Source organism: Pseudoalteromonas sp. US3C1013 (genome assembly GCF_048401115.1).
GTDB lineage: Bacteria > Pseudomonadota > Gammaproteobacteria > Enterobacterales > Alteromonadaceae > Pseudoalteromonas > Pseudoalteromonas undina.
The window spans coordinates 1,305,098-1,318,394 of sequence record NZ_CP183075.1 but is presented as its reverse complement, the minus strand read 5'-3'; the positions used below and the strand labels follow the sequence as shown (position 1 = coordinate 1,318,394).

Annotated in this window: 9 protein-coding genes; 1 reads left to right on the top strand and 8 read right to left on the bottom strand. The window is 39.8% G+C overall.

All coding sequences use genetic code 11. From position 1 onward, the window contains the following. Window positions 1-34: 34 nt before the first annotated feature. The 3 genes from ACNSN2_RS06055 to ACNSN2_RS06045 all read right to left on the bottom strand — a co-directional run bounded on the left by ACNSN2_RS06055 (window position 35) and on the right by ACNSN2_RS06045 (window position 2,677). Window positions 35-868: a toll/interleukin-1 receptor domain-containing protein gene (locus ACNSN2_RS06055; RefSeq protein ID WP_418608783.1), complete on the bottom strand. Its 834-nt coding sequence runs from the start codon at window positions 866-868 to the stop codon at window positions 35-37. Between the two features lie 111 nt (window positions 869-979). Beyond that, complete coding sequence (locus tag ACNSN2_RS06050) at window positions 980-1,678, bottom strand: hypothetical protein (protein ID WP_418608782.1); 699 nt, start codon at window positions 1,676-1,678, stop codon at window positions 980-982. 75 nt (window positions 1,679-1,753) lie between these two features. Next, window positions 1,754-2,677 (bottom strand): toll/interleukin-1 receptor domain-containing protein, encoded by a 924-nt coding sequence (locus ACNSN2_RS06045; RefSeq protein ID WP_418608781.1) that lies wholly within the window; start codon window positions 2,675-2,677, stop codon window positions 1,754-1,756. Window positions 2,678-2,936: 259 nt separating this feature from the next. Here ACNSN2_RS06045 and ACNSN2_RS06040 point away from each other — a divergent pair, with 259 nt between their 5' ends. After that, window positions 2,937-3,878: an integron integrase gene (locus ACNSN2_RS06040; protein ID WP_418609048.1), complete on the top strand. Its 942-nt coding sequence runs from the start codon at window positions 2,937-2,939 to the stop codon at window positions 3,876-3,878. 129 nt (window positions 3,879-4,007) lie between these two features. Here the strand turns inward: ACNSN2_RS06040 and ACNSN2_RS06035 are convergent, their stop codons facing one another. From ACNSN2_RS06035 to ACNSN2_RS06015, 5 genes are all read right to left on the bottom strand, one after another. Beyond that, window positions 4,008-5,720 carry an alpha-amylase family glycosyl hydrolase gene (locus ACNSN2_RS06035; protein ID WP_418608780.1) on the bottom strand — a complete coding sequence of 571 codons (1,713 nt, stop codon included), beginning with the start codon at window positions 5,718-5,720 and terminating at the stop codon, window positions 4,008-4,010. 66 nt (window positions 5,721-5,786) lie between these two features. Then, window positions 5,787-8,189, bottom strand: coding sequence for a glycoside hydrolase family 15 protein (locus ACNSN2_RS06030; protein ID WP_418608779.1), 2,403 nt, complete (start codon window positions 8,187-8,189; stop codon window positions 5,787-5,789). A gap of 36 nt (window positions 8,190-8,225) precedes the next feature. Then, window positions 8,226-9,716 carry an MFS transporter gene (locus tag ACNSN2_RS06025; RefSeq protein ID WP_075169306.1) on the bottom strand — a complete coding sequence of 497 codons (1,491 nt, stop codon included), beginning with the start codon at window positions 9,714-9,716 and terminating at the stop codon, window positions 8,226-8,228. Next, entirely contained in the window at window positions 9,706-11,565 is a 1,860-nt protein-coding gene (locus ACNSN2_RS06020; RefSeq protein WP_418608778.1) for an alpha-amylase family protein, read from the bottom strand. Before ACNSN2_RS06020 ends, ACNSN2_RS06025 begins: the two co-directional genes overlap by 11 nt. A 138-nt stretch (window positions 11,566-11,703) precedes the next feature. After that, window positions 11,704-13,197 (bottom strand): tryptophan halogenase family protein, encoded by a 1,494-nt coding sequence (locus ACNSN2_RS06015; protein WP_418608777.1) that lies wholly within the window; start codon window positions 13,195-13,197, stop codon window positions 11,704-11,706. Between the last annotated feature and the right edge of the window lie 100 nt (window positions 13,198-13,297).

Genomic DNA, 13,297 nt, shown 5'->3' with positions numbered 1-13,297 from the left:
GCATTGTCCGTTTAAGCAACTTGTTATAAGCATTTTACTCAATTGCTTTTTCTATCCGAGCTAATATCCTATCCCTTTTTCTTTCCCATGTAGACATTGTCAAAGATGATTGGATGGAAAAGGCTTTTTCAATTTTATCTTTAAATATGTTTAGTTTTAGCGGTTCATTAATTTTAAAACCCTGAGTTAAAGGAATTACTCCTTTTACATCTGAAAAATCCAAAGGTGGAATTAGGACGGGTATATGCTCTTTAGCTAAAACCCAAGTAGCTCCCATTTCACACAAACATACTTGGCTTTCATAGAATTTTTTAGATAATAAAAAAATAACTAAACAATCAGAAGAAAGTTCTTCTTTAATCGCATCTAAAAAATTTTCACCTAAATCAATACCATAACCTTCAAAAGAGGTACAAAAAATTTGATTAGACTCCAAACCAATAGTCTCTAGAATATCGATAACTTCTTCGACAACCTCTGCGTCAGCAGTCGCATGACTAATAAAGACTTTAGATATTTTATTGGAAGTCAGAGAGTTATTTTGTTCAGATGCTGGAGGTGATAACTCCTCAAGCTCTTCAATATATTGCTCAATAGATGTTAGTAACATTTTAAAGTCTTCTCGAAAGCACTTTAAATGACGATGGGTATCATCTCTACTATCAAGAATATACGAAAAGTAAAAGAAATTTAAACTATTGAAATGTTCAAATTCTGTAGACTCCTTTCCAAAAACCTTAATGAGAGTCCTTTCTACTAAATTATTCCAAGCTTTAAAGTTTGGATCATCACTTTTTTCAACCGTGACTGTCTTTGATTTATCTAGTAATTTTTTTAATAGCCTGATTTTCTCTTGAACAGTCAGCATACTGCAAATCCTTTAATGCTTATAACGCCCTAATAATGGGCAAAAATTTGTTGGCTAAAATGTTGAGGAACGAAAACAGCCAACTGTTTTTTGTCCTTATTAATTAGCTTGTTATAAGCAATTTAACTGATGCTTCCAAGCCTTTTTTATTGAATCGATACATGGTTTGAAACGTGACATATGCCTTATACAAACTACAGGTATTTTTTCCCCATTTATTTCTGACATAAATGAAAAGGTTTTATAGTAAACATTATTATTTAAAACTTCGATTTCACTAACAGCAAATCTTTCGTAAAGGATGCTAGATGCTGATAAGTCGTTCATACTGTTGCTATAACATATTATTAATTCTGGACTAGATTCAGCAATTGTAATGTCTTCAAAGAAATCTAGAGATTTTTCTATTAATTTATTCACATGAGAAAAACCGACCTCTTTTGCTTTCTTCTTAATTGCATTAGCATTTTCAGAACATAATAAAATAGCATTTGTGTAAATTGTAGAATTAACTGGGAAACCTAATTCTGCAGGTAGTGATATAAGCCGTTTAGGTAATGTTGTGGAAAGCCATGCTCCATTGAGCCCATTTAAAACATTTGACTCATCAGGATTTTCCTTACCATGTTCAAGAGAGTTAAGGTTTGTCCATTCAAGATCAGCATTTGAACCATTAAAGCCAACAACAATTAGTTTCTTTTCATTTTTATCTTTGTCTAATACAGAATAAGCACAATCGTAAGGTCGAGAATTAAGGTTCTCTATACCAAGTTCTTTTAATTTGTTACTAGCCTTACTATAAATATCCACCAAAGCTTCCTTTGCTTATAACGCCCAATTCAGGTGCGCCGTAGGCGTCACCTGGAATTGCTTGTTATGTGAAAATTACGAAAATATTGATTGCTTCAGCTCATTAATTTTGTATAAAAAACCAACAGTTGATTCTGCCGCACCATGGCTTCGAGTTTGTACCGACTCGATTTTAATAAGTGCAAAGTATCCATTCGTATTAACAAGTGAAACAATTTGCCCTACATGCGGAGTGCGTGTTCTCGATGTATAATCGAGTTTCGAGGCATCGCCTACTTCGGAAAATTCACTTCCTTCAAACAAAGCAACTCCTTCAATATTTGAAGGATCGTTGTAAACATAAATAGAGCTATTACTTGCTCCAGAAAATCTTACATCGAACAAAGCTTCGCCTGCTCCAATGTGATAGGTTTTATTGTTATTATCGAAATTAAACTGCACTCTTCCTTCGAAGGCGCTTGAAATATATTGTGCTTTCTTTAAAGCAGTTTCAGCAGCTATTGGGCTCTCTGTTTCAGCAAAAGGGTTTCTGCCAATAGGAGGTCTGGCCTTAACAGTTACACCATGAATCTCTTTTATCAAGTCGGTATACGACTGTTCAAAATCTGAATCATTTTTGAAGCTTAGATATAGTTTTGTAGATAAAAATGTAGGTGTTGTCTTCTCAGACTCATTACTTCTGATTATAGGAATGACTCTGTTTGAATTAATGTTTTTCATCAAATCAGCAGTTAGAATCATTTTTTCATAACCAACGCCACCAACTCCTTGATTTGCTTTATTTACATAATTTTCAGAGCAAATGGCAATAACACGGTCAGCGCCGGACAAACCACCTTCCATAAACGAAGGTAGATCTGAGCCTAAGTATAAGTCCCACTGATCTAATATCACATCTACGCCATTTGACATTAGCCTTGTAGCAAGATCAAGAACCCACTCTTTATGTGGTTCGTTATCATGCGAGTAAGAAATAAAACACCTTGAAGGTTTACTCATATCTTTCCTTTTCACATAACAGCTTATTCAAAGGATCTAAACCCGCAAGTTGTAGACATAAAATCCTTTGATTTTTTAATGCTTTAAGTTTAACTCTGTATCTAAATGTAAATCAAGGGATTTATATTTGTTGTTTTTTTGTTGTTGTAAAATACAAGAAATAATCCTGCGAGTTGTTGAAAAAAAACTAAATACAACCACTGTTTTTATATACAGTACCAGCTAGAGCAGATCATGGCTTCTATATTTTTTAGAATCAATCCGTGACTTTATGATAACGCGTCGTTATGCCAAGCGTACTATAGACACTTATCAATATTGGATAAAATTTTACATTTTATACCATGGTAAAAAACATCCGGCGCAATTGGCAGAGTCGGAGGTTGAGCAATTCTTATCTTATTTAAGTAATCAGCGTAATGTTGCAATGAAAACTCAGGCAACGGCTTTAAATGCTTTGGTATTTTTATACCGTCATATTATTAGTCGACCGTTATCACTTGAAATGAATTTTAATAAATCACTCGTGCCACCTAAATTACCTGTAGTACTGACCCGTGAAGAAATGCAGCGCTTATTATTGGCAATGGATCCTAAGTATAAACTTATCGCTCAGATACTTTACGGTAGTGGTCTACGTTTAATGGAAGCTGTAAGACTACGGGTTAAAGATGTCGATTATGACTATGTCTCATTAATGATTTGGCAGGGCAAAGGCAATAAAAACCGCAGAGTAACATTAGCACTTGAACTACTGCCGTTGTTGCGCAGCCAAAGTCACTTGGTAAATGACTACTGGCATCGAGACAAACAAGCAACAGACTATGCCGGTGTCTGGCTTGCGAATGCATTAGCTAGAAAATACCCAGCGGCTCCTTATGAACTGAGCTGGCAATATTTGTTTCCTTCTGCCCAGTTAAGCATTGACCCAGAAAGTAAAAAACTGCGTCGCCACCATATTGATGAAACAACGGTTCGTAAAGCAATTAAACAGGCAGCAAAGCTGGCAAAAATTCAAAAAAATGTTACCTGCCATACACTACGGCACTCGTTCGCTACCCACTTACTTGAATCTGGTGCAGATATACGCACCGTGCAAGAACAACTCGGCCATAGCGATGTTCGCACCACGCAAATATATACGCATGTTTTACAACAAGGCGCGAATGGGGTAATTAGCCCACTAAGTAAAATATTATAAAGTATGAATTTAAAGGACTTTTATCTAATCTAATAAACTTTAAAAATGAGCTATAACTTGGGGCAATGCAATAAAAGCACTTTAACCAAAAGGGGCTAACGTATGTTAGCCCTTTTGTGTGTTTTTTATTTATAGTGTGTTGTTTAGTAACAATAAACCATAGCCAGCGAGTTGCTCGTCATTGAGGTCGTGTTGCCAGTTAGGCGTTAACCCATCGCGTTTAATACTACTGATGGTTTGTGGGTTAGCGGTTAAGTTAAGCACAAACATACTTTTACTGCCGTTTAACTCGCGGGTTATTTCAACTAGGCCATTGTTATGCTGTATTAATTCATAACTGCCTTTAATGCCCAGCTCTGGGCGCTGTTTTTTTAGTGCGATTAAGTGCTGATATAAACGCCACAGTGAATTAGATTGTGCTTGTTGCGCTTTTACATTGCGATCAGCAGCATTAATTTGCTGTGCTAAATATTCAGGCCACCACTGGGTGTAGTTATCACCAAACAGTTCAGCCTGCTCAACCCAACTTGTTTGAGCTTGAGTAAAACCAGCTTGGTTGCTGTTATTCCACTGCATTGGTGCGCGTTTATACACATCGTGACCTGTGCCACCTTGTGTTAGGCCAATCTCTTCACCGTAATAAATATACGGCGTGCCAGGAGAGCTAAATAACATGGCAGCAGCAAGTTTTGCTTTATCGTCGTGCTCTGCAAGTTGATAAGCAACACGTTCTTGGTCGTGATTAGTTAAAAACGGTGCAAAAAAATCAAGTGGCGCAGTTGAATCAATACGCTGTTGTAAATTTTGTTTGAGCACATTGGCATCAACTGCATTGATTTTTTGGTTAGATTGCATGGTGCCAAATTGCGCTTCACCACTGGCATCGGGTTTTAATAAGCCCAATATTTTATAGCCAACTTCAAAATCAAAGCCTTGATCGAGGCCTTTACCTTCGCCAAAGTATTTTGCCGCAACGGGAATGTCAGCCCATGCTTCACCTACTAAGTACGCCTCTGGATCAACGCTTTTTACGTATTGGTTAAAGTGCTGCCAATATGCAATAGTTTCGTCGGTATCGGCTTGCGCATCTGCGCCACCTTCCATTGCAAAACGTACTGCGTCTAATCTAAACCCTGCAACGCCTTTATCAAGCCAAAACTTAGCCATTTTTTCCATTTCGGAAACAACATCAGGATGGCGTAAATTCAAGTCAGGTTGGCTGGCACCAAACGCACCATAGTAATACTGCTGGCGAGTTTCATTCCAATGCCATACGGCATCGGGTTGGTCGTTATTACTCCATGCGTGGCCCCAGCCACTTCCGGCTTTTGGCATATCGTCGCGCCAAATAAAGTAATCTGCATAAGGGGCTTCTTGTTTTGCTGAACGCTGAAACCATTCATGGTTACTTGATATATGATTTATAACTAAATCAAGTATGACCTTCATGCCTTTGTCGTCAGCAGCTTTTATAAAGGCTTCAAACTCTGCCATGCTGCCGTAGTCGTTTTCTACTTGGTAAAATTCAGTAAAATCATAGCCATGATAAGAAGGTGCTTCAAACATCGGGGTTAACCACAATGCATTTACGCCAAGCTCTTGTAGATACGGGAGCTTTTGGGTCATACCATTAAAATCGCCATGACCATCAGCATCGCTGTCGTAAAAACTGCGGGGCCAAATTTGGTAAAAAATGGCGTTTTCCCACCACGGATTTGCTTGTTGTTCAGTATTTAGTGGCGATGTTTCGGTGTTATTCGTGACGTTATTTAATGATGGTGCGCTTTGGCAGCCTGTTAGCATGATTGCTAATGCTAATGCGCTCAAGGTAAATTTTTTCATTTCAGCCTCGTTATTATTGTAATAAATAACATAGCCGTATTTTACTACGGCTATGTTAGTTTGCGGTTATTTTAGTGCTTTAGTTACCACTGGGTAATGATCCCATACCTGCTTGTCGCTTAGTGAGCGCACTAGCTTAACGTATTCCGCATGTGTCCACGCCAATGGTGTGGCCGAGTTAGTACCCTCGCCTAACGTGTAACCCGCTTTATTAATGCCTACACCATCCCATACTTGTTCAGGTAGCATCATGCCTTGGTTAGCAAATTGCTCTAGGCCTTTTACATAACTATTTTTAATAGCCTGCTGTTTTGTTGCATCTAAACTATTATTGGCATTTGCGGCGGCAATTTCGTAATGACCTCGTTCACCGGTAAAAAATGGCCAAACTCGCCCACGTTGCCCTGGGCTGTTTTTACCACCTTGCGCATAGTTAGCGCCAGTTACTTCGTCTTCACCGTATCCGTCGTTACCATAGCGGCGGTAGCCTGCAAATGTGCCGCTGCCGTCAGTAAACTCAAAGCTGTATTTAACTTGTAGGTTATCTGTTAGGGTTTCGTCATCATATTCTGGGAGTGTTTTTACTATGCTAGGCGATAGTGCATCGCGTACGCCATAGCGAACGAGTTCTAAAAAGCCACCATCAAGTATTTGCTTTTTATTAAATCCTTCACGGCCATTATTAGCGTTAATTTTAGTATTTGAATTGGCGTCTTTGTCTTGGCCAATGCGAATAAAATATTCACCATCTGAGGCACTCGACTCTAAATTACCAGTCGTTGTAAACATTAATTTTTCAATATCATTGTTATAACGCTTAGCTGTATTTAGGTAACGTGTTGCATTGGCATCATCACCTGCTAGTTTAGCGATATCGGCTGCAGTAATTAAACCAGCAACAACCGCGGCGGTGGTTGATGGAGAATACCCTTCTTGCTCTTCCCAGCGTTCTTGCTGAGTGGCTGGCGGCGTTATTTGTGTATCGTTCCATAGAATGTTTGCACGACCACCCTCAACTAAAAAGTCTGCTGCGGGCTTTAACATACGGCTATACCAATCGCTCAGCTCTGCATCTGTTAAAACATCAGCTTGATGGAGTTTCCAAGCAAGCATGAGTGGCATTGCTGTTTGGTCAAGTTGTACGCCCACCCATTCTAGTTCACCATCAACATGTGTTTTTTGTAAAAACCAGCCTGTATCGCCTTTATTGCCTGGGGTTTTGCTGTTTACTTGAACTTTTTCAAGGTATTCGAAGGCGGTTTTAGCGGTCGCATTATCGCCCATGGCCATAAACGCCATGGCAACTTGATAAAAGTCGCGCACCCACACCGCTTTGTAACCAGTAGAGCCTGTTTTAGCCGATACGGTTTCGCCCCATGGGTTAGATAATGAGGCAATAAGCGCACCTGCATGAGTTTTATCTTCTTGCGCTTTAAGTACCATGGCACTGGTGTAAAGTAATTTGCCGTTATCTGCGGTTTGTTCGCTCATGTTATTTAGCGGTGCAAGGCTTTGCAGGTAGTCTTGCCAACCAAGCGCTTCGCCTTTACCGTTGTAATTATCAAGCACCGCTTGGTAACCTTTGGCTAACGTAGCTTGGCCTTGTTTAAAGCTGGTTTGTTCGCTATTACCAAAGCTTAGGGTTAAATCGAACTGGCTGTTTTCACCAATTTCACCCAGCTCTGCAAGTAAGCTAACATTACCTGATTGTTCACCGGTATTTTTATAAACCTGAGTAAGCTGCTGAGTTGTTTTAAGCTGGCTTAAACCATCGCTCACACCTGTAAAACCAACACTTGTTTGTTTAAATGGCTGAGCACCTTGTAATGAAAGGTAGCTGTTGTCTTGCCATGCCAGCAATCCTTGTTCTGTAGTTTTAGCAAAATCATCAAGGCCGTTATTATCAACATACGGGTTAACGCTTACGTATGCCTTAACGCCTTCAAGCTCGGTATTAAAAATACTGCGTACAAATAAGCTTTGCCCATCAGGATCGGTAAATATGTGTTTTTCGAGGCTAAAGCGGCCTTGTTTATCTTTGCTTACTACTTTGTAAGCTAATGATAACGGGCGGCCTTCATCGTCTTTGTATAAGTAGTCAATGGTAACGTCTAAATCGTCAGCTTCTGTGACTGTAAAATCTTTTCCTGCTACAACAAATTGCATGTCTTTAATTTGCGCTTGGTGAATAAGCCCAAACATTGTTTCGGTGATCATACCTTTTGCAATAGAGAACCATACTTTTGACACTGTGCCAGTTGCCGCAGTGTCGCTGTAAGCACCATTTTGGTATTGCTCAAAGGACGTACCAATACCAGTTTTGCCTGAATAAGCCCAAAATGGCTCTGCACCAGGGGCACCTGGTGCCGATACCTGCATTACAGCGCTGTTTGATGGCTCTTGCTGCGCGCCACAAGCTGTTAAACCAAGCATTAATAAACTGGTGGTAATTGTATTTAATTTTTTCATTTTAAAGCCTTAATTAATTTCAGTTTACTCGTTACTTTACTGAGTGTGCTTAACACGCAATACCGCAACCGCTGCAAGTACAAACGACACAGCGCCCAGTACTAATGCGTAAATAGGTTGGTTTTCAAAAAAGTGGCGTAATATTAATCCCAGTACGCTGGCGGCTAATAATTGTGGGATCACAATGAAAAAGTTGAAAATGCCCATGTAAACGCCCATTTTATGACTCGGTACTGAAGTACTTAACATTGCATAAGGCAGTGATAAGATAGACGCCCACGCAAAACCTACGCCTATCATTGGCCAAATAAGTAAACTGGGATCTTTGATGAACATAAAGCTCGCTAGGCCCAACGCACCTAAAATAAGGTTAAGTGCATGTGCTACTTTTAATCCCACGCGTTTAACGATGATCGGGATACATAAAGCAGCAATCGCGGCAAAGCCGTTGTATGCAGCGAATAATATACCCACCCAATCTGCACCGTTGTTGTAGGCTAACGAGCTGGTGTCGGTACTACCGTAATGAAAGCTAGTAACCGCTGAGGTGCTATAAATCCACATAGCAAATAACGCAAACCAACTAAAAAATTGTACCCATGCCAATTGCTTCATCGCCTCAGGCATAGTGAATACATCATTCACTACATTATAAAAACCGCCGCTAGTGTGCTGTTTAGCTTTTAATGCCGCTGCAATAAATTGAATAACACCAAAACTAACTAACCCAGCAGCCAGCAAGTAAAGTTCTTTTTCCAGATCCAGCCCTAATACTGTGGCTAAAACAAGCAAACCTAAGCCGCTAAAAATAACGCCGCCTTTGGTAAAATTAACGCTATTAGTAATATTGGTTTGTGTTGTTTGTGATTCTTGTTGATTAAATTGTGCGAGCTGCTCAGGTGAGTACTCTTTTGTGGTGACAATAGTCCAGCCAACTGCAATAAATAAAATAACCCCACCAAAGTAAAACGAATACTTTACAGAATCAGGAATTTGACCAATCGGTGCAGTATTAGCAATATCAAACCAGTTGGTCATCATCCAAGGGAGTGCTGATGCAACCACCGCTCCCACACCTATAAAAAAGCTTTGCATGGCATAGCCTGTGGCGCGCTGCTTGTTTGGCAAGTTGTCGCCTACTAAAGCACGAAAAGGTTCCATGGTAACGTTAATTGAGGCATCCATAATCCACAGCATACCCGCAGCAATCCAAAGCGTGGGAGAATTTGGCATAATAAAAAGCGATAACGTGGTTAATATAGCGCCATATAAAAAGAAAGGACGGCGACGGCCTAATTTGCCCCAAGTTTTATCACTCCAATAACCAATAATTGGTTGCACAATTAAGCCCGTGAGCGGCGCTGCAACCCATAAAATAGGAATATCGTCGACATTAGCGCCAAGTGTTTGAAATATACGGCTTACGTTACCGTTTTGCAGTGCAAAGCCAAATTGAATGCCTAAAAAGCCAAAGCACATATTCCATATTTGCCAAAAGCTTAAGGTTGGTTTGTTGTTATAATTCATGATCAGCCTTATTTGTTAAAACGGCACTACTGAGTGCATCAAGGGTCAGCGTAAAGGTTGTACTTTGTTTCTCATCGCTCACCAAAATACCGTTATGCGACTCTAGTAGGTCGTATAGCGTTGAGTTTGGTTTGAGCATAGTTGCTTGATTCGGCGTGAGCGTAATAGTGACTGTTTGCGCTTGCTGACTAAAGTTGCTAAGCACCCACAATGATTGCTGCCCTAGGGTGCGTACAAAACCCACCACTCTATCACTGCCTGTTACCATCAAGGGTGCCATATCACCGGCAACAACAGCAGGTAAGCCATTAAGTTCCATAATTGCGATATAGTATTGACGTAACTGTGCTTGCTCAGGAGTTAAATTTGCGCCATCAAACTTGCCATTATTCATCCATGCTTGGTGCGCTGGTACGCCAATGTAATCAAAAATACTAGTGCGTGTAGGCGAACCAAAGCCTGCGTTTTCAGATCCATCTTCACCTACGTCTTGACCAAAATAAAGCAAGGTTGGCGAACGACTAATTAAGTTAGAAACCACCATAGCCGGTTTACCCCATGCAGCGTTGCCAGCAAAGTCAGGACTTGCGATACGTTGTTCGTCATGGTTTTCTAAAAAGTGCAGCATGTGCTGTTCAATGTCTGCCACTTCTGCTTGTGCTTTAAATAGCGTATTAGCGGGTTGCTTACCTTGCATAATCCCTTTTAGGGTGTCGTAAAAACCAACTTTGTCATACAAGTAATCCATTTTACCTTGGTGAATATAGGTACGGTACATCAACGGGTTATATACTTCGGCGAGTAGAAACGCATCAGGTTTATGTGTTTTTATTGATGAATTTAAAAAGCTCCAAAATTCAACGGGTACCATTTCAGCCATATCATAGCGAAAGCCATCAACCCCTTTATCAAGCCAATAAAGGGCAATATTCCTAAATTTATACCAACTATTTGGCAGTTCTTTATCTTGCCAAAATTCATAATGTGCACGGTAATCTTGGTTTTCAAGCGATTTAGGTAAAGTTGGAAAGTCTAGGCTGCCATCGGGTTTAACACCGTAGTTAACTTTTACTGTTTCGTACCAGTCGTTTATATCAGGCTTTGGAGCACGTGCACCATTTCCAGTCCATTTTGCTGGGATTTCATTAAATTGACCATCGGCTAAAGGGTGTTTGTTGCCACCTAACACTTGGTAACTGTCGCTTGTTGGTACTTTAAATGATTCACCCGGTACATAGTAAAAATTATTATTTTTAGCATACGCCTTGCTGGTATCATCGTCCTCACCAAAGTCTTTCACGCCGTTAGGCTTTGCTATTGAGTGATAATCTCGTGCTACATGATTAGGAACAATATCAATAATTACTTTCATGTCATGCTCGTGAGTACGCTCAATTAGCGCGCTGAACTCTTCGAGTCTATTGGTAACATTAATTGCCAAATCTGGATTTACATCGTAATAATCTTTTATTGCATAAGGCGAACCTGCACGCCCTTTTACCACATCAGGATCGTCTTGTTTTATACCGTACTCAGTGTAATCACCCACTAAGGCATGATGCAAAACGCCGGTGTACCACACATGCGTGGTACCTAGCTCTTTAATGCCTTTTAATGCCTCGTCGTTAAAATCAGCAAACTTACCAACTCCATTTTGCTCTTTGGTTCCCCATGGCACATTAGCGGTTTGGGTGTTACCAAATAAACGAGTAAATACTTGATATACCACTGGCTTAACTGGGTCTGTTTGCTTAACTAACAAATCTGTTTTTGTCTCTTTGTCATCACTGCAACCGTGCACCAGCAATGCGCTGCATATAAGCAACGGCGTGTAAAATCTTTTTTTCATTGTGTGTGTCATTTTTATTTCAGTGTTGTTATAGGTTTATACTAAAGCTAAGTAAGGCTTGGTTACAGTTGCTGCATACGTATTCACAGCCATATTCAGTGACAATTAACCCGCAATTAAAGCACCACGTCACGCCACTTAGTTTGTTTTTAACTTAGCTAAAAACTCTTTATGAGTAGGTAGTTTATCTACCGTTGAATTTATTAGGGTTTTTAACGTTATGAATAAATCCGTTAGTTGTTCACTGCTTAATGAGTCAACAATACTGTTATAGTCATTTGGTATTAGGCCTTGACCTATAAATACTTGCTGCCAAGCTACTTCTGCAAATAACTCGTCGTTTTCGCGCACGACTTTGCCCGTTTGTTTAAATAAATCCATTTTATGCGCTAACGATTGAGGAATTTCCATTTGCTTACATTGACGCCAAAATGGGGTGTCTTCTCGCTCAGTTAATTTATAGTGCAAAATAATGAAGTCACGAATATGCTCGATTTCACTGATGCTTTGCTTATTAAATTCAGTTACTAACGCATCACTAACCCCATTATGAGGAAACAACTTAATTAAACGTGTGACCGCACTTTGTATTAAGTGAATACTAGTAGACTCTAAGGGCTCTAAAAATCCACTAGAGAGCCCTACTGCGACTACATTTTTATGCCACTGCTTTAAACGTCGACCTGTTTTAAATTTAATTAAACGCGGGCTTGTTGTTGGCTCACCCGGTAAGTTATTTAATAAAAGCGCGGTTGCTGACTCATCCGATAAATAACGGCTGCAATACACTAAGCCATTACCTGTTCGATTTTGTAGCGGAATTTGCCACTGCCAACCTGCGGCATGTGCTATGGAGCGCGTATAGGGCTTTAATTCGTTGCTGCCTGTTGATTGCACTGCAACAGCACTATCGCAAGGTAAATAATGCGACCAATCAACAAACCCCGTATTGAGAGTTTGCTCAATTAAAAGTGCGCGCTGGCCTGTGCAATCTATAAATAAATCGCCTTGGATTTGGCTATTATCGTCAAGTGTTAAGTTGGTGATATTACCTGTGTCTGGGCATTGCTCAACACGTTCTATTTTTGCATCAATGTGTTTAACGCCGCGTGATAATGCAAGATTTTTTAAATATTCAGCATACAAAGTGGCGTCAAAGTGAAACGCATAACTAAGCCCTGGTAATTGAGTATTAGGAATAGTATTTAGTAGCGTAAATTTGTGCTGTTTAGCGGCTTGATAGTTAAGAGAAAAATCCCATAAAGAGTCCTCGCTGCCATTAATGTGCCCTTTTACCCAAAAATTATAAAAGTCACAAAAGGGAAAATCTTTACCAAACAAGCCAAATGCATGCATGTAGCTATGCCCTGGTGTTTTCCAATTTTCGAACTCTATACCCAGTTTGATAGACGCATTAGTAGCATTTATAAAATCTTGCTCATTAATACCGAGCGCATTATTAAGCCCAATAACAGGAGGAATAGTGGCCTCTCCCACACCTATAGTGCCAATGCTACTTGATTCAATAAGGGTAATATTAATTACTTTACCTAACACTTTATTAAGTAGTGCTGCGGTTATCCAACCAGCTGTTCCACCGCCTGCGATGACGACATGTTTTATTGGCTTCATATTATTACTCACTTTTTTAAATCAGAATTTAAAAAGTTTGATAAAACTTAGGTAAAGTAGCTATAAAAAAACCCTTGTAAAACTAATTACAAGGGCTTCA

What these genes read in the sequence shown, in the direction of transcription:
- ACNSN2_RS06015 (WP_418608777.1), bottom strand. Translation starts at nt 13,197, where the DNA reads ATGAAGCCAATAAAACATGTCGTCATCGCAGGCGGTGGAACAGCTGGT.
- ACNSN2_RS06055 (WP_418608783.1), bottom strand. Translation starts at nt 868, where the DNA reads ATGCTGACTGTTCAAGAGAAAATCAGGCTATTAAAAAAATTACTAGAT.
- ACNSN2_RS06030 (WP_418608779.1), bottom strand. Translation starts at nt 8,189, where the DNA reads ATGAAAAAATTAAATACAATTACCACCAGTTTATTAATGCTTGGTTTA.
- ACNSN2_RS06035 (WP_418608780.1), bottom strand. Translation starts at nt 5,720, where the DNA reads ATGAAAAAATTTACCTTGAGCGCATTAGCATTAGCAATCATGCTAACA.
- ACNSN2_RS06045 (WP_418608781.1), bottom strand. Translation starts at nt 2,677, where the DNA reads ATGAGTAAACCTTCAAGGTGTTTTATTTCTTACTCGCATGATAACGAA.
- ACNSN2_RS06025 (WP_075169306.1), bottom strand. Translation starts at nt 9,716, where the DNA reads ATGAATTATAACAACAAACCAACCTTAAGCTTTTGGCAAATATGGAAT.
- ACNSN2_RS06020 (WP_418608778.1), bottom strand. Translation starts at nt 11,565, where the DNA reads ATGAAAAAAAGATTTTACACGCCGTTGCTTATATGCAGCGCATTGCTG.